Genomic DNA, 17,128 nt, shown 5'->3' with positions numbered 1-17,128 from the left:
ACTGGGTCGTCCTCCTCAACCTGGGCGTACGAGTGGTCCGGGGTGCAGCCTAGACTCACACGCCGTGATGGCATCCGAGGACCGACGCCTGCTGTTGATCGATGGCCATTCGATGGCCTACCGCGCTTTCTACGCCCTGCCCAAGGAGAACTTCCGGACCGGCACGGGACAGCACACCAATGCGGTGTATGGCTTCGTCTCGATGCTGATCAACCTGCTCCGCGATGAGCAGCCGAGTCACCTCGCCGTGGCCTTCGACGTGTCGCGCGCGACCTTCCGCTCGGAGACGTTCGCGGAGTACAAGGCCAACCGCAGCGCCACCCCCGAGGAATTCCGCGGCCAGGTCAGCCTCATCCAGGACGTGCTCGGTGCCCTGAACATTCCGGCGTTGAGCAGGGACAACTACGAAGCCGACGATGTGATCGCCACCCTGACCGCCCAGGCCACGGCCGAGGGGATCCCGGTGTCGATCTGTACCGGCGACCGGGATGCGCTGCAGCTGGTCAATGACGTGGTGACGGTGCTCTATCCGAGCAAGGGGGTCTCGGAGATGACCCGGTTCACCCCGCAAGCCGTGCAGGACAAATACGGCCTCACCCCCGAGCAGTACCCGGACTTCGCGGCCCTGCGGGGAGACCCCTCGGACAATCTGCCCAAGATCGAGGGGGTGGGGGAGAAGACCATCACCAAGTGGATCCAGCAGTTCGGTTCGCTGGTCGGCCTCGTCGACCGGGCCGACGAGGTCAAGGGCAAGGCCGGTGACAAGCTGCGCGCGCACATCGCGCAGGTCCTGCGCAATCGCGAACTCACCGAGTTGGTCAAGGACGTGCCGTTGGATGTCACCCCCGACCAGCTGATGCTGCAACAGTGGGATCGCGACGCCGTGCATCGGTTGTTCGACGATCTGGAGTTCCGCGTGCTGCGGGATCGGTTGTTCGCCACACTGTCCACCGCCGAACCCGAGGTGGAGGAGGGTTTCGACGTGTCCGGTGGACTCCTGGAGCCGGGCGCTCTTGCCGCGTGGCTGGACGCGCACGCCCGGGACGGTGGTCGCGTCGGGCTCTCCTTCACCGGAAGCTGGGGGCAGGGCCGAGGCGACCTGACGGGGCTGGCACTGGTCAACTCCGCCGGAGTGGGTGCTTTCGTCGATGCCATCGAACTCACGGTCGCCGACGAGCAGGCGCTGGCAGAATGGCTTGCCGACCCCGCGATGCCGAAGGCGGCGCACGACGCCAAGGGGCCGCTGCACGCGATCCGGGACCGGGGATGGTCGCTGGCGGGGCTGACCAGCGACACGGCCCTGGCGGCCTACCTCGTGCGCCCCGGCCAGCGGTCCTTCGAACTCACCGACCTGGTGGTGCGCTATCTGCAGCGGGAGTTGCGAACCGAACAGAGCACCGACAGCGGTCAGCTCTCCCTGCTGGAGGACGAGAACCAGGCGAAGGCCGATGCCGCGGCTGCCGAGCTCGTCCGTGCTCGCGCGGTGGCCGAGCTCGCGGACGTCCTCGACACGGAGCTGGAACGCATCGACAGCAGCAGGCTGCTGACCGAGGTGGAGCTGCCGCTGCTGGACGTGCTGGGCAAGCTGGAGGAGGCGGGAATCGCCGTCGACTCCGATCGGCTGGCCGAGCTCGGTGCGCACTTCACGGGCCGGGTCAACCAGGCTGCCCAGGATGCCTACGCGGTGGTCGGCAGGGAGATCAACCTCGGTTCGCCCAAGCAGTTGCAGACTGTGCTGTTCGACGAGCTGGGCATGCCCAAGACGAAGCGCACCAAGACCGGCTACACCACCGATGCCGAGGCGCTGCAGAACCTCTACGACAAGACCGAGCACCCGTTCCTGCGTCACCTGCTGGAACACCGGGACGCCACCAAGCTCAAGACCACCGTGGAGGGCCTGGTCAAGGCGGTCGCGCCGGACGGGCGAATCCACACCACGCTGAACCAGACGATCACATCGACGGGACGGTTGTCCTCCACGGAACCGAACCTGCAGAACATTCCCATCCGCACCGAGGAAGGACGGCGGATCCGGGAGGTGTTCGTCGTCGGCGGGGACTACGCCGGTCTGATGACCGCCGACTACAGCCAGATCGAAATGCGGATCATGGCGCACCTCTCCGGTGACGAGGGGTTGATCGAAGCGTTCCGCACCGGCGAGGACCTGCACAACTATGTGGCCTCGAAGGCGTTCGGCGTGCCGATCGACGCGGTGGACCAGGAACTGCGGCGCCGGGTCAAGGCGATGTCCTACGGTCTGGCTTACGGCCTGTCCGCATTCGGTCTTTCCCAGCAGCTCAACATCTCGGCCGACGAGGCCAAGGCGCAGATGGACGCCTACTTCGCGCGCTTCGGGCGGGTACGCGACTACCTGCACGAGATCGTGGAACGGGCGCGCAAGGACGGCTACACCTCGACGATTCTGGGGCGGCGGCGTTACCTGCCGGATCTCGTCAGCGACAACCGGCAGCGCCGCGAGATGGCCGAGCGGATGGCCCTCAACGCGCCGATCCAGGGCAGTGCGGCCGACATCATCAAGGTCGCGATGCTCGGCGTGCACCGAGGGCTGACCGAAGCCGGATTGCGGTCCCGGATGCTGCTGCAGGTGCACGACGAGTTGATGATCGAGGTGGCCGAGGGTGAGTATGACGAGGTCGAGCGGCTGGTGCGACAGCACATGGCCTCGGCCTACGAGTTGGAGGTGCCCTTGGAGGTCTCGGTCGGCATGGGCGGTTCCTGGGATGCCGCCGCACACTGACCGGATTGCGAGCCCGAATACGGGCCACCGGCCGATCGGATGAGGCGCTGCGGATAGGGTCCCTTTCTTGGGCTTGCGCCATGAGAGGTCACCAAGACAGTTCAATCGCGGGTGGTCGGCGCCTGGCACAGCATGGAGCGCCGTCCGCGCCTGAGGAGGATCATGATCAGCATCGACAGAGTGGACCACCTGGTTCTCACGGTGACCGATGTCGATCGGGCTGTGGACTTCTACGAGCGCATTCTCGGGATGGAAGCGATCACTTTCCCCGACGACCGGCGCGCTGTTCGTTGCGGGCAGCAGACGATCAAGTTGCACGCGGCAAGCGAGCTGGTGGAACCGACCGCAACGCATCCGGTGCCGGGTGCGGCGAATCTGTGCCTGGTGGCGAACAACGCGATCAGCGAGGTTCAGGAGCACCTGCGCGCCAACGATGTGCGGATCGAGGAGGGGCCGGTGAGCCGTACCGGCACCAACGGTGCGATCACCTCGCTGTATCTGCAGGACCCGGACGGGAACCTGATCGAGCTGGCACGCTACGACGAACCGGTTATGACGACCGACTTGCCGCCGACCGTGTGAGCGAGCGTGTCGGCCCGATGCGCGGGGCCGGGTGGGCGAGGTGCGGGAGGAACGCCCGCCCGGCCGCCCGGCGCGCCGACCGGATACGTCAGCGCAGGGCAGTGGCCGGTCGCACCTCCCATATCGTCCATAGTGGCCGGTAACCCTGGCGGGGCCAGAACACCGAGGACAGGGGGTTGGCCGGGTTGTAGTACAGGTAGCTGCCCACGACACCCGCGGCGGCGAACTCGTGGTGTACCTGTGCCATCAGTTGTTGCCCGACGCCGGTACCGCGTTCCTGCTCGCGCACCGACACACAGTTGACGTAGGCCCACTTGCCATCGGAAACCCTCTGCCCACTGTGGTTTCTTCGGGCGTCGACCCAGCCGCACTCGGCGAGTGCGATCGGCACCCCGTCGCGCTCGGCCAGCCACACCGGCTCGGCCCCTGTCCGGCCGCTCGTTGTGCGCTCGGAGGTTGGTTGGCCCGCCGAGTGCAACCGGAGATGTACGGCGTTGCGTTTGAGGCGTGCGGCGTCGGGGCGCACCACCGAGCCGCCGACGAGGGCGGCGTATTCCAGCTCGGCAAGAGCGAGCTCGACGACGGTGTCCAGGTCGGCAGGCCCGGCGCGACGCATCTTTACGGTGCCGTTCGGTTCCGCAGCCGGCGCACGGGCCGGTGTGCGTACCGCCAGGCAGGACAGCGGTGTGAATCCGTGGTCCAGCAGTGCCCGACTGGCCCGTACGTCCCTGCTCGGCCAGGTGACCAGGCATGCGGAATCCGTATCGGGCACATCCCGATGCGCGAGCTGCTCGCGCCATGCCTCGAGGAGGGCGTTCATGCCGTCGCCGGGATGTTCTCCGAGCAGCGGGAACAGCTCGAAGTTCTCCGCGGTGGACCACAGGCGCTGCAGGGAACCCGGCGGGTTGCTGGTCCGGGCCATCAGTCCTGCCACGGGTTCGCTGTTCGGCAGCTTCGCCATCAGCGGCTCGCCGTTCCGCGGCAAGGGATAGGAACTCGGCAGCGTGCTGTCCAAGGCGGGAAACCGTGCCCGCTGAAGATTCATCAGTTCCTGTGCGGTGCTCACGGTTGTACTCCCCGGAAATCACGGCTGAGGTGGCGACTCACGGCCACCGACGCACGGTGTCGAATATCGTCAATCGAGTCGGCAGCAGAAGATGGCGGTCCCCGGGAACAGTCTGCCCCGCAGCGGGCTCCACTGGCCCCACACCTCGGTGTGTCCCTCCGGCCATTCCGGCTCGACGAGGTCCACCGGATGCATTCCGGCGGCCGTGATCTGACGGACGTAATCGCCGAGTGTGCGGTGGTGCTCGACATAGGTCGCCCTGTCCGCGCTGTCGACCTCCACATACGGTGTGCGATCGAAGTAGGACTGCGTCACGGTAAGTCCGTCCGGACCGGGGTCGTCGGGGAACATCCACCGCATCGGATGCGTCACGGCGAAGACCCAGCGTCCGCCCGGTCGCAGCACACGCGCGACCTCGCTCATCACGGCACCGGAATCGGCGACGAAGGGAACCCCGCCGAAGGCCGAGCAGGCGAGGTCGAAGGAGTCGTCGGCGAAGGGAAGAAGGTCCGCGCTGGCCTGGACCAGCGGTACGTCGATTCCGCTGCGCGCGGAGTCGGCGGCCGCGTGCCGCAGCATCCCGGCCGAGATGTCCAGCGCCACCGCCTCGGCACCGTGCTTGGCCAGCCAGCGTGAGCACGCTGCCGCACCACACCCCACCTCGAGAACTCGCTTGCCACGGACCGCCCCGAGCAGCCCCGCTTCTTCCTCGCGGAGCCGCTCGGGACACCACACGAAGTCGCTGAGGCCGAGAAACGGCCCGTGCTCGGCCTGATAGTCGTCGGCGTCGGCGTCCCACCACAGTCGGCTCGCGGTTCGGGACTCGGCGGTACCGGCTGTACGTTTGGCCACACCGGCTGTGCCGAGGATCCGTTCCGCCGTGCTGTGGTCCCCATCATCGGCCCCCGGCTCCTCGGGAGGCGGCACGGCGGCTTCCTCGTGTGTTTGCGGGACCGTGGCAGCGCTGTACGGGTCACTGCTGTGTGGATGGCGAGCGTTCAATGTCCCCTCCGGTGCCGCGGGTGCTGCCCGATCGTGCAATGTGCCGATGTTCGGCACATTCTGCGGGGTCCCGTTGCGATCCGATTTGCCCGGCGATCGAGAAACCGAGTACGATACCGTTCGCACCGTGGGTCTTTCACTGTTCCAGCATCTTGCCTGGGTTGCCCGTCTCCGGGATTCTTCGTCCTCCGAGCGGGTATCCGGAAGGGGTGCAAGTGAGGGCAACCAGCAACTCGACCGGTTCCCGCCGGTTCGGCGACCGGTGGCTCCCGCCGGGAGCCACCGGGTGGCTGTTCGAGTCGGCTGCATGACCCCCGGTTTCCCGAGACTCCAGGGTGCACTCACAATATAGAACCAACAACCGACCTATCCGTACCGGAGCAACCCACCTGATGTCCACCGACACCACCACCGTCCCGACTGCAGCCGCCACCAAGCAGCAGGTAGCAGTGAACGACGTCGGGACGGAGGAGGACTTCCTCGCCGCCGTCGACCAAACCATCAAGTACTTCAATGATGGCGACATCGTTGAGGGCACCATCGTCAAGGTCGACAAGGACGAGGTGCTGCTCGACATCGGCTACAAGACCGAGGGCGTCATCCCCTCGCGTGAGCTGTCGATCAAGCACGATGTCGACCCCGCCGAGGTCGTGGCCGTCGGCGACTTCGTCGAGGCGCTTGTCCTGCAGAAGGAGGACAAGGAAGGCCGTCTGATCCTGTCCAAGAAGCGTGCTCAGTACGAGCGTGCCTGGGGCACCATCGAGGATCTCAAGGAGAAGGACGAGCCGGTGCGCGGCACCGTCATCGAGGTCGTCAAGGGTGGCCTCATCCTGGACATCGGTCTGCGTGGCTTCCTGCCCGCTTCGCTGGTCGAGATGCGCCGTGTGCGTGACCTGCAGCCCTATGTCAGCCGCGAGCTCGAAGCCAAGATCATCGAGCTGGACAAGAACCGCAACAACGTGGTCCTGTCCCGCCGTGCCTGGCTGGAGCAGACCCAGTCCGCCGTTCGCAGCGAGTTCCTCAACCAGCTGCAGAAGGGCCAGGTCCGCAAGGGCGTCGTGTCCTCCATCGTCAACTTCGGTGCGTTCGTCGACCTGGGTGGGGTCGACGGTCTGGTGCACGTTTCGGAGCTGTCCTGGAAGCACATCGACCACCCGAGCGAGGTCGTCGAGGTCGGCCAGGAGGTCACCGTCGAGGTGCTCGACGTGGACATGGACCGTGAGCGTGTCTCCCTCTCGCTGAAGGCGACCCAGGAGGACCCGTGGCGGCAGTTCGCCCGGACCCACGCGATCGGGCAGATCGTGCCGGGCAAGGTCACCAAGCTGGTTCCGTTCGGTGCGTTCGTCCGTGTCGACGAGGGCATCGAGGGTCTGGTGCACATCTCCGAGCTGGCCGAGCGGCACGTGGACATCCCGGAGCAGGTCGCCCAGGTCGGCGACGACGCCATGGTCAAGGTCATCGACATCGACCTGGAGCGCCGGCGCATCTCGCTGTCGCTGAAGCAGGCCAACGAGGGCTTCACTCCGGATTCGGAGTTCGACCCGACGCAGTACGGCATGGCCGCCGAGTACGACAACGAGGGCAACTACATCTACCCCGAGGGCTTCGACCCGGAGGCCGGCGAGTGGCAGGAGGGCTACGAGGCGCAGCGCGACGAGTGGGAGCGCCAGTACGCCGCCGCCATGTCTCGTTACGAGCAGCACATGAAGCAGGTCGCCAAGGCGGCCGAGGCCGACGCGGAAGCCGCTGCACAGGGTGCAGCAGGCGGCGAGCAGGAGGAGCCGCAGGGCGGCAACTACTCCTCGGCCCCCTCCGGTGAGCAGCAGGAGGAGGAAGAGCAGGGTGGTTCGATGGCCAGCGATGCTCAGCTCGCGGCTCTGCGGGAGAAGCTCTCCGGCGGTGCGTGATCGATGACCGGCTGATCGGCCGGTAGTACCTCACCACGATCGTGGCCCCGTACCTCGTGCAGGTACGGGGCCACGATCGTGTGGGGCGGAGCGTGTTGTCCCGGTAGCTCTCGTCGACTGGCAGGATGGATCAGGTGTTGCGGATAGGTCTCAGTGGCGGTATCGGGTCCGGCAAGTCGACGGTCGCGCAGCGGTTGGCCGAACACGGCGCGGTACTCATCGACGCCGACAGGATCGCGCGGGAAGTCGTGGCGCCGGGCAGCGACGGACTCGCGGAACTCGTCGACCACTTCGGCCGGGACATCCTCGATTCGGAGGGGGCGCTGGACCGATCTGCCATGGCGCAACGGGTGTTCAACGACAGTGCGGCGCGCACCGCACTCAACGGCATCGTGCACCCGAGAGTGGGAGCACGGACGGCGCAGCTGATGGCCGAAGCCCCCGAGGACGGGATCGTCGTGCACGACATCCCCCTGCTGGTCGAGGCGGGCTATGGTGCCGACTACCACCTGGTCCTGATCGTGGACGCTCCGGTCGAGGATCGGGTGCATCGGTTGCTCGGGCGTGGCCTGGAGGAGTCCGACGCACGCGCACGGATCCGCGCGCAGGCCGATGAGCAGCAGCGGCGGGAGGCCGCCGACGTGTGGCTGGACAATGCCGGCCGAGTCGATGATGTGCTCGCCGAGGTCGACCGGTTGTGGACGGAGCGGCTGGTGCCGTTCGAATCCAACGTGCGGTTGCGGCAGCGTCCGCAACGCGGCCCCGCACGGCTGGTCGAGCCCGATCCGCAGTGGCCCGGGCAGGCGCATCGACTGATGGATCGGATCGGCAAGGCGGTGGGCGAACAAGCATCGCGGATCGACCACATCGGCTCCACCTCGGTCCCGGATCTTGCGGCCAAGGACGTCCTCGACCTGCAGGTGAGTGTCCGGTCCTGGCGGGATGCCGAGGAGCTGGAGCAGCCGCTGGCCGACGCGGGGTTTCCGGCGGTCCCCGGCATCACCACCGATGATCCCAAGCCCGTCGCACCGGATCCGCGGGAGTGGAGCAAGCGGTTCCACGTTTCGGCGGATCCGGAGCGCGCGGTCAATCTCCACCTGCGTGTGGTGGGACGGGCGAACTGGCGCTACGGACTGTTGTTTCCCGCTTGGCTGCGCTCGGAGGCACCGGCCCGGCGGGAGTACGAGACGCTCAAACGGGAACTGGCTGCGCGGTTCGCCGCGGATGCCGACGTCGATCGCTACGTCGCGGCGAAGGACCCGTGGTTCGGTGAAGTTCTCCCCCGTGTCGAGGAATGGGCCCGGCAAACCGGCTGGACGCCGCCCGAACCGCCGGAGTGACGACCGTTCACCAGAGGTCGGACACCCCGCGGTGCGCGAGCCACTGGTTGAGGTCACGGTGCAGCCGGAGCTCGTCGAAGGTGCGTAGCACGGTGTGCAACGCGTAGTCGGCCTCGCTGGGACGGATGGAGCCACCGGAGACGGCGGCGGCGAAATCCTCGGACCGGATCACGCGTGCGGTGCCGTGCTCGGCGATCTCCAGACCGAGGAACAGGTCGGTGACGGTCCAGGATCGCATGTCCTGCTCGATGCGGGCCGCGGTCATCAGACTGGAGCCCCGGCGAGCGTGTCGACTCCGTGGCCGGTACTGCGTCAGGCGCAGTCCGAGTTCGGGCAGCAGCCACGTGATCTCCCCGGCGTGGGACGGATCGTCCGGTGTCGGGCACTCCAGGGACAGCCCCCACTGCTGCAGGTGGCATGTTTCCAACCGCTGGGTGGCGCCGGAGGGGAAATACCGCTGCGCGCTCACGACATCGACAACATCGACCGGTCGGGAAGAGATCGCCGTGCTCACATCTGGAGAGTAGCGCTGCCGAGACGAAAAGTGATCAACAGTAGTGTTCCGTCTCATAACATTTCGGTGTGCTTCACGTGTCGATGACCGGCCGTACTTATTTTCCCCGAACTGTCCCCCGACCGGAGGTTGACCGACTCGGGACCGTCCTGGGGGAGTCTTGCGGAGGTGCTGGAAAGCTGTTCTACGGGTGTCGTTGCCAGAACAGGTCGATACCGTTTTCCCGGAGCCATCCGGGCAGGTCGTAGCCGTGGCGTGCCAACCCGTCGAGCGTGGTGTGCGTCGTGGCCATGGCGTGTTGGGCGGTCATGTCGTCCAGCAGGTCCGCGCGCAGTGCGAGCAGGAACTCGTCGACGTCGAGAACTTCGGCATACTGCCCTGTCCCCACGGAGATGTCGAGGTAGAGATCCACACTCCGCCAGCGTGCCCGGCCGGTCTCGATGCTGACGATGTCGACATAGAAGTCCTGCGCGCGTTGGTGACCCGGTCGCCAGGTGAAGTCGGTGACCCGGATGCCGAGTTCGGGCAGCAGCCACGACTCCAGGTAGCTCAGCTTCGGATGTCCGGTCATCGGCCTGGCCATGTACAGGCCGAACGGTTCCATGCGGTACTCGTCCACAGCGCGCACACGCTGCTTGGAGTCGGTATTGGTGCGGGACTCGAAATCGAAGGTCTCGACCTTCGGCGGGTGAATGGGCAGCCCAAGCTGATCGGCGATCTCGCGCTGAGTCGTCACAGGGTCACCCTAAGTCCCGAGAGCGGCCGCTCGTAAGGTCCGCATGGCTGATCGTGCTGTGGTGATCGTCTGCTTCGGTGACCTCGTTCCGAGGGATGCGCAGGGATGGTCGCGGACGGGATGTCGGACGCGGCTCGTATCCTCGGAGATGTGGCATTCGCGACTGAGCATCCCGTACTGGCTCACTCGGAGTTCCGACCGGTCAGCGACATACCGCGCTCGGACGGTCGTTTTCGGGTGGTCAGCGATTTCGAACCGGCCGGCGACCAGCCCGAGGCGATCGACGAGCTGGAACGGAGGATCAATGCGGGAGAGGGCAACGTGGTGCTGCTGGGCGCCACCGGTACCGGCAAGTCCGCCACCACGGCGTGGCTGATCGAGCGGATCCAGCGGCCGACCCTGGTGCTGGAGCCGAACAAGACTCTGGCCGCTCAGATCGCCAACGAGCTGCGCGGGTTCTTCCCGGACAACGCCGTGGAGTACTTCGTCAGCTACTACGACTACTACCAGCCCGAAGCCTACGTGCCGCAGACCGACACCTTCATCGAGAAGGACTCGTCGGTCAACGAAGACGTCGAGCGGCTCCGGCACTCGGCGACGTCGAACCTGCTCAGCCGTCGCGACTGCGTGGTCGTTTCGTCGGTGTCGTGCATCTACGGCCTCGGTACGCCGCAGTCGTACCTGGATCGTTCGGTCGAGCTGAAGGTCGGTGGTGAGGTCGACCGGGACCTGTTCCTGCGGGCGCTGGTGGATGTGCAGTACCAGCGCAACGACATCGCGTTCCAGCGCGGCACCTTCCGGGTGCGTGGCGACACCGTCGAGGTCATCCCGGCCTACGAGGAACTCGCGGTGCGTGTCGAGTTCTTCGGCGACGAGATCGACCGGCTGTACTACCTGCATCCGCTGACCGGCGACGTCGTGCGCGAGGTCGATGACGTGCGTATTTTCCCCGCGACCCACTACGTTGCGGGTCCGGAGCGCATGGAGAAGGCCATCCGCGACATCGAGGCCGAACTGGAGGACCGGATCGGCACGCTCGAGAAGCAGAACAAGCTGTTGGAAGCCCAGCGCCTGCGGATGCGCACGCAGTACGACATCGAGATGATGCGTCAGGTCGGCTTCTGCTCGGGAATCGAGAACTACTCGCGGCACATCGACGGTCGCGAGGCCGGGTCGGCACCCGCGACGCTGCTGGACTACTTCCCGGACGACTTCCTGCTGGTCATCGACGAGTCCCACGTGACGGTGCCGCAGATCGGCGGGATGTACGAGGGCGACGCCTCCCGCAAGCGCACCCTGGTCGACCACGGTTTCCGATTGCCCAGCGCTCTCGACAACCGTCCGCTGACCTGGGAGGAGTTCAGCAACAGGATCGGGCAGACGATGTATCTGTCGGCCACGCCCGGTTCGTACGAAATGGGGCGGTCGGGCGGCGAGTTCGCCGAACAGGTCATCCGCCCGACCGGTCTTCTCGATCCGGAGGTCGTCGTCAAGCCCACCGAGGGACAGATCGACGACCTGGTCGGCGAGATTCGGGAGCGTGCCGAGCGGGAGGAGCGCGTTCTGGTCACGACGCTGACCAAGAAGATGGCCGAGGATCTCACCGACTACTTCCTGGAGCTGGGCGTGCGAGTGCGCTATCTGCACTCCGAGGTCGACACCCTGCGTCGCGTCGAACTACTGCGGCAGTTGCGGTTGGGTGAGTACGACGTGCTGGTCGGCATCAACCTGCTGCGGGAAGGACTGGACCTGCCGGAGGTGTCCCTGGTGTCGATTCTGGATGCGGACAAGGAAGGGTTCCTCCGCTCGGAGACCAGTCTGGTGCAGACCATCGGTCGTGCGGCCCGCAATGTCTCGGGCCAGGTGCACATGTACGCCGACGAGGTGACCGACTCGATGCGGCGTGCGATCGACGAGACGAACCGCCGCCGCGCGAAGCAGATCGCCTACAACACCGAGCACGGCATCGACCCACAGCCGCTGCGTAAGCAGGTCGCCGACATTCTCGACCGGGTTTACACCGAGTCGGAGGACACCGGTGAGACCGTGTCCGCCGCAGGCTCCGCCCGTAGCGCCTCGCGGGGCAAGAAGCCCACGGGCGAGACAGCGGTACCGACGAGTTCGGGAATGGTGGAGGGCCGGGACACCACCTCGATGCCGCGTGCCGAGTTGGCCGACCTGGTGCAGCAGCTCAACGACCAGATGATGAACGCTGCTCGGGAGCTGCAGTTCGAACTGGCGGCCAGGTTGCGCGATGAGGTCCAAGACCTGAAGAAGGAGCTTCGAGGCATGGACGAGGCAGGCATCGAATGAGGGTGTAAAGGTTCTCATTATGGTACCTTTACACCATGGCTCTCAACATCAAGGACTCCGTTACCGAGCAGATGGCCACGGAAGTCGCCGAGCTCGCGGGTGAGACGAAGACGCAAGCGGTTCGACACGGCTTGGAAGAGTTACGTGAGCGCCTGCTGAAGGAGCGTAGATGTTCCGAGCGCGGTGCTCGGTTGGAGCGCTTCCTGGAGTATGAGGCGTGGCCGCAGGTGCCTGCCGACGTGCTCGGGCAACCGATGACGCGGGACGAGCGTGAAGAGATCCTCGGCTACGGGCCGGAGGGCGTGTGATCATCGACAGTTCGGCGATCGTGGCCATCCTGCTCAAGGAAGACGGTCACGAACGTGTGCGGGAGCGGATCGTACAGGCTTCCGAGGTCAGGGTCGGTGCCTCCACCGTCGTCGAAACAGGCATTGTCCTGGTGGCCCGCATGGGGGTGCGTGGGAAGACCTTGCTGGCGCGGTTCTTGCAGGAAGGTGGGATCGAAGTCGTTCCTACGACGCAGGAGCATTGGTGGATCGCGGTGGATGCCTACGAGCGGTTCGGAAAGCACAGGCACCGTGCGAGCCTGAACTTCGGTGACTGCCTGACGTATGCAACCGCGAGTGTTGCCGGTGAACCGCTGCTGTGCATCGGTGACGACTTCCCGGAAACCGACCTGGTGTTGGCCGACGAGGGCAGCCGGTGAGACCGGGGCGCCCTCCGGGAGCGGCCACCGGGCAGGAGGGAACCGTCACTGCCTCACGCGAAGGCGCTGTGGTCGGTGCTGGCCTTGCCGACGGTGAGCGTGTTCATCCGTGATTCACCTGATCGTTTTTTGAGTGTCGGAGGGAAGGCTTATCGCTACCGCTAGCTCGTGATGTCCTTGCGATGGAAGCGATACAGCGCCAGAAGCGCGAACACCGTCGCATAGGCCATTCCCGAGAATGCCCCGTTGACCGGTGCCGTCCAGTCGATCTCGGTGCTGAGCAGGTCGAACCATGCGGTGGAGTAGTGCGTGGGCAGATACATCCGCAGCTCGCCGAGCACGGTGAGCCCGTCGAGGATCTGCGAGAGGATCGAGACCAGAACCGCGCCGCCGACCGCCCCGAGCGGAGCATCGGTGGACACGCTGAACCACAGCGCCAGTCCGGCGATCCACATCAGGTGCACTGCGAGGTAGGCCCCGGCGCCGACGAGACCGAGCATCCCGGCGGGAAAGCCCAGGACCTCGCCGGAGGGAGTGAGCAGCGCGTCCCAGCCGTACCACCACACACCGAGTCCCAACGCCACCAGTATCAGCAACCCGAGTCCGAACCCGGTCAGGATCGCGGCCACGATCGCTTTCTGCCGCAGCAGCCTCGCACGCGGAATCGGTGCTGCGAGCAAGTACTTCAGGCTCGACCACGAGGCCTCGATGGCGACGGTGTCGCCGAAGAACAACGCGGCCATCACCACGAGCAGGAAACCCGTGGCGACGAACAGGGTGAACACGGCGAAATTCAGGCCGCTGGTGGTGGCCATGTCGGCCAGGTCACGGGCTCCCGTTCCATCGCGGTCACCGCCACCACCGAGTTCGAAGGCGAGCAGCAGGAACGCGGGCAGCACGGCAAGGAAACCGAGCATCAGTCGTGTCCGGCGCCGCGTGAGCTGGCGTCGCAGCTCGGCGCGCACCGGGAGCGTCCGGTGGGAATGATAGCCGGAGACACTGCCATCCGGGCGGTGCTGTGTCCGCGTGTCCGCGGGCACGGAGGGGGCCGTGGGTGGGCCCGTTTCGGTGTCGTGCATCAGCGGTTTTCCTCTTCGAGCAGTTCCAGGAAAGCGTCCTCGAGCCGACGCGGGCCGACCTGGTTCACCGAGACACCGGCGGCGACCAGCGCGTTGACCGCCACCGCAGCGGTGTGCCCACCGAGTTCGGCGTGCACCGTGTTGCCGTCGGCCTGCACGGCACCGAGCCCTTCCAGCGAGCGCAGCGTTGCCGCGGCGTTGGCCGGTTCGTCCACTCGGAAGGTGGTCTCGCCATCGTGGGCGACGATCTCCTCGATGCTTCCGGCTGCGATGTGCTCACCCCGGTGCATGACCACAACGTGGGTGCAAGTCTGTTCGACCTCGGCAAGCAGGTGACTGGACAGCAGAACGGCTCGGCCCGTGGACGCATAGCGCCGCAGAACCTCGCGCATCCGATGGATCTGCGGCGGGTCCAGGCCGTTGGTCGGTTCGTCGAGCACGAGCAGGTCGGGCAGCCCCAGCATCGCCCGGGCGATGGCCAGACGCTGCTTCATGCCATGGCTGTAGGTGCTGACCGGCTGTTCCGCCGCCGATTCCAGTCCGACAGTGTGCAGGACCTCCTCGAAATGCGCGTGCGCTTCGGGTCTGCCCGTGGCCGCCCAGTAGGACTGAAGGTTGTTCATGCCGGACAAGTGCGGTAACAAACCCGGATCTTCCACGAAAGTGCCGACGCGTGCGAGCACCGGGGACCCGGGCGAGATGCGGCGTCCGAAGACGCGGACCTCGCCACTGCTCGGTCGAAGCAGCCCCAGCATCATCCGCAGCGTGGTGGTTTTTCCCGCGCCGTTGGGGCCGAGCAGTCCGACGACCTGGCCGCGCTCGACCCGCATCGACAGATCTCGTACGGCGGTCGACTTGTCCCGGTAGGACTTGCCCAGGCCGGAGATGGCCAGGGGAGTGTCGACGAGGCCGGCCTCGATGGTGGTGCCGACTCGCCTGTGCACGAGTGCCGCCACCCAGCCGAGCAAGGCCATCAGCACGATCGCGCCCATGCCGGTCAGTGCCGCGGTGGGCCAGGCCGATTCGGTGGTCGACGTGCCCGGGACCGAAGGCAACGACACGGCACGCTCGCCCGCGAGACCGATGCGGTGTACGGCGGGTGTGTCCGGTGTCGTATAGGCACGATCGGTGGTCGTGACCGCCAATCGGAGGTGATGTCCGGCTTGCAGGGTGTGCACCATGCCGGGCAGGGCCACGTTGACCTCGACCGGCGTGCCGTCGGCGGGAAGGTCGGTGATGCGCAGCGGTGCGACACCATTGCCGAGCAGTTCACGGTGCCCGTCCGGGCCCACGTCGTAGAGCTTGGCGAACAGGACGGCCTCCCCCGTGCTTGCCTGCCCGGGCACGGAGGCCACCGATAACCGGGTCTGTGGAACACCGGTGATCAGTAGCTGTTGCTCGGCGGGACTGGTGCGAAAGGTCGCCACCTGCCCGGCGATGTCCGTGGCGAATCGGTGGTCGAGCGCCTCGGCTGCCTCCGGCGCCATGCTGGTACCGGGCAGCGAGCTCGTGGAGGTGGGGCGGCCTCCTGGCGGGTTGATCACACGGGTCGGTGCCCCGTGCAGCGGCAACGAATAGCGTTGTGTGTGCTGTCCTTGCAGACCGGGATAGGCGGAGGCGACCACGGTGCGCGATGTTGCTTCCTCGCCCGGTTGCTGTTCCGCGACGACTTGATACTCGAAGGCTGCCTGAGGGGCGGGCATTTCGGGCGCACCGGGATCGTGGAGGTAGTGGGCGAACCAGTCACCCACGCGGGACCACAGGGAAGGGGCGAGTCCCGAACCGCCGTGTCCGCCTGCGTACCAGATCATCTTGACCTCGCCGCCTGCCGCGGCGATCTGACGCGCGTTGGCGTCGGCCTGGGCGAGGCCGAACAGTGAGTCTCGCTGTCCTTGCACGAGCAGCGTCGGCACGTCGATGTTGTCGGTGACACTCGCAGGCGACGCCGCGGCGAGCAGACCGAGGGTTTGCTGACTGGCCGTGCCGGTGCGGGCCAGTTCGGTGTAGGCGGCACAGACCTCGGCGATGAAGTTCCCGCAAATCGCGGAGCCGAGTTGCGGGGCTCGGGAAGCCGAGGGCGAAGAAGCCGGAGAAGAGGAAGCCGGAGGGGAGGGGAGAGAGGACGGGTTGGCTGAAGAAGGTGCGGGCTGGGCGCTTTCGGACGAGGCGATCCCGGGCTGGGCGCTTTCCGAGGGGGCACTGTCGGACGGGAGGCTGTCGGGCGGGGCGGTCCCCTGGGAGGGTCTGCTATCCGCCACGGAATGCCCGGTGTTGCCGAAAGCCTCCGTCGGAGCCGAGTCGCGGGTGCCGGTGGCGAAGAACAGCCCCGCCCATGTCTCCTTGAACACTCCGTGGTCGCCGAAGGAACCGTGTCCGGGAGTTGCCGATGGGATCGGCTCGGAAGAGGCCGAGTTCGGCAGCAGCGCCCCGGTCAGATCGTTGTAGGTCATGATGGGCGCGATCGCATCGACCCGCGGATCGGTCCCCGCCAGCAGTAAGCTCAGCGCGCCACCGTAGGAGACGCCGGCGACCCCGACCAGAGGGTCGTCCGTGTCCTCGCTGACCACCTCGGGTTGCCGGGCAAGCCAGTCGAGGATTTGGCGGGCGTCGGTGACCTCGTACGCAGGCGAGTTCAGCGCGATCTTACCGGTGCTGTGACCGAAGCCCCGCGAGGAATAGGTCAGCACGGTGAAGCCGCGGGTGGCCAATTGCCGGGCAGGGGCGGCCATGCTGCTCTTGTCCTCGCCGAATCCGTGCGCGAGCACCACGGCGGGCGCCGGTGTCTCCGCCGGGGCGTACAGCCTCAAGTCGATTTGGACACGCTGCTGTCGCTCCGGACCGTCCAGCACGTCGATCCGCACATTCCTGCTGGTGATGCCCGGAGCAGCCGTCGCGGGCTGCTCGTCGACAGGCCACAGGAAGGAACCGGCGGCGAGGGGCACAACCAGAACGAGGCAAATAAGCAGGAAGATCCTGCGGGAACGGGGGATCGAACGCACGTGCCCGACAGTAGGCGACATGAGCGCCGCAAGACGCCTCCACAGGCGGGGTAAGACCGAGACGCTATGAATCGGATATCAAAGAGCAATCCGATGGCTACCTGGCACAGTGTGTGGCTGCGTGCG

The 17,128-nt window shown here is 66.4% G+C and carries 13 protein-coding genes; 7 read left to right on the top strand and 6 right to left on the bottom strand.

The genetic code is table 11. The annotated features are described in order from the left end of the window. The first annotated feature begins 67 nt into the window (after positions 1–67). A complete protein-coding gene (gene polA / locus JOF55_RS02805; protein ID WP_310278253.1) occupies positions 68–2,758 on the top strand; it encodes a DNA polymerase I in 2,691 nt (896 codons plus the stop codon). 162 nt (positions 2,759–2,920) lie between these two features. Next, positions 2,921–3,340, top strand: a complete 420-nt coding sequence (locus JOF55_RS02800) for a VOC family protein (RefSeq protein WP_310269086.1) — start codon at positions 2,921–2,923, stop codon at positions 3,338–3,340. A gap of 88 nt (positions 3,341–3,428) precedes the next feature. Here JOF55_RS02800 and JOF55_RS02795 read toward each other — a convergent pair whose 3' ends face one another. Together JOF55_RS02795 and JOF55_RS02790 are read right to left on the bottom strand one after the other, a co-directional pair. Continuing rightward, positions 3,429–4,406, bottom strand: a complete 978-nt coding sequence (locus tag JOF55_RS02795) for a GNAT family N-acetyltransferase (protein ID WP_310269084.1) — start codon at positions 4,404–4,406, stop codon at positions 3,429–3,431. Positions 4,407–4,475: 69 nt separating this feature from the next. Beyond that, positions 4,476–5,333, bottom strand: coding sequence for a class I SAM-dependent methyltransferase (locus tag JOF55_RS02790; RefSeq protein ID WP_310269081.1), 858 nt, complete (start codon positions 5,331–5,333; stop codon positions 4,476–4,478). 467 nt (positions 5,334–5,800) lie between these two features. Here JOF55_RS02790 and rpsA point away from each other — a divergent pair, with 467 nt between their 5' ends. Further along, on the top strand, positions 5,801–7,315 hold the full coding sequence (gene rpsA / locus JOF55_RS02785; RefSeq protein WP_310269078.1) for a 30S ribosomal protein S1: 1,515 nt from the start codon (positions 5,801–5,803) through the stop codon (positions 7,313–7,315). A gap of 134 nt (positions 7,316–7,449) precedes the next feature. Continuing rightward, positions 7,450–8,655, top strand: a complete 1,206-nt coding sequence (gene coaE, locus JOF55_RS02780; RefSeq protein WP_310269075.1) for a dephospho-CoA kinase — start codon at positions 7,450–7,452, stop codon at positions 8,653–8,655. A gap of 7 nt (positions 8,656–8,662) precedes the next feature. Here coaE and JOF55_RS02775 read toward each other — a convergent pair whose 3' ends face one another. Further along, a complete protein-coding gene (locus JOF55_RS02775; RefSeq protein WP_310269073.1) occupies positions 8,663–9,169 on the bottom strand; it encodes a ribonuclease FAU-1 family protein in 507 nt (168 codons plus the stop codon). A 184-nt stretch (positions 9,170–9,353) separates the two neighbouring features. Then, positions 9,354–9,905, bottom strand: coding sequence for a ribonuclease FAU-1 family protein (locus tag JOF55_RS02770; protein WP_310269071.1), 552 nt, complete (start codon positions 9,903–9,905; stop codon positions 9,354–9,356). A 150-nt stretch (positions 9,906–10,055) separates the two neighbouring features. Between JOF55_RS02770 and uvrB the strand changes: the two genes are divergently transcribed. Genes uvrB through JOF55_RS02755 form a run of 3 tightly spaced genes read left to right on the top strand, consistent with a single transcriptional unit; the run spans position 10,056 to position 12,924 of the window. Next, positions 10,056–12,218, top strand: coding sequence for an excinuclease ABC subunit UvrB (gene uvrB, locus JOF55_RS02765; RefSeq protein ID WP_310269068.1), 2,163 nt, complete (start codon positions 10,056–10,058; stop codon positions 12,216–12,218). Positions 12,219–12,253: 35 nt separating this feature from the next. After that, positions 12,254–12,526 carry a type II toxin-antitoxin system VapB family antitoxin gene (locus tag JOF55_RS02760; protein ID WP_310269065.1) on the top strand — a complete coding sequence of 91 codons (273 nt, stop codon included), beginning with the start codon at positions 12,254–12,256 and terminating at the stop codon, positions 12,524–12,526. Continuing rightward, positions 12,523–12,924, top strand: coding sequence for a type II toxin-antitoxin system VapC family toxin (locus JOF55_RS02755; RefSeq protein WP_310269062.1), 402 nt, complete (start codon positions 12,523–12,525; stop codon positions 12,922–12,924). Before JOF55_RS02760 ends, JOF55_RS02755 begins: the two co-directional genes overlap by 4 nt. Before the next feature lie 161 nt (positions 12,925–13,085). On the opposite strand, the gene JOF55_RS02750 is transcribed toward JOF55_RS02755, so the two are convergent. Continuing rightward, a complete protein-coding gene (locus JOF55_RS02750; RefSeq protein WP_310269059.1) occupies positions 13,086–14,003 on the bottom strand; it encodes an ABC transporter permease in 918 nt (305 codons plus the stop codon). Continuing rightward, positions 14,003–17,002 (bottom strand): alpha/beta fold hydrolase, encoded by a 3,000-nt coding sequence (locus tag JOF55_RS02745; protein WP_310269057.1) that lies wholly within the window; start codon positions 17,000–17,002, stop codon positions 14,003–14,005. The genes JOF55_RS02750 and JOF55_RS02745 overlap by 1 nt, the downstream gene beginning before the upstream one ends. Positions 17,003–17,128: the final 126 nt, after the last annotated feature.

The organism is Haloactinomyces albus (assembly GCF_031458135.1).
GTDB lineage: Bacteria > Actinomycetota > Actinomycetes > Mycobacteriales > Pseudonocardiaceae > Haloactinomyces > Haloactinomyces albus.
Note: the sequence above shows the minus strand (reverse complement) of the source record. Positions and strands in the feature narration are given on the sequence as shown.

Coding starts and splice junctions, on each gene's coding strand:
- polA (WP_310278253.1), top strand. CDS start 68: ATGGCATCCGAGGACCGACGCCTGCTGTTGATCGATGGCCATTCGATG.
- JOF55_RS02800 (WP_310269086.1), top strand. CDS start 2,921: ATGATCAGCATCGACAGAGTGGACCACCTGGTTCTCACGGTGACCGAT.
- rpsA (WP_310269078.1), top strand. CDS start 5,801: ATGTCCACCGACACCACCACCGTCCCGACTGCAGCCGCCACCAAGCAG.
- JOF55_RS02760 (WP_310269065.1), top strand. CDS start 12,254: ATGGCTCTCAACATCAAGGACTCCGTTACCGAGCAGATGGCCACGGAA.
- JOF55_RS02750 (WP_310269059.1), bottom strand. CDS start 14,003: ATGCACGACACCGAAACGGGCCCACCCACGGCCCCCTCCGTGCCCGCG.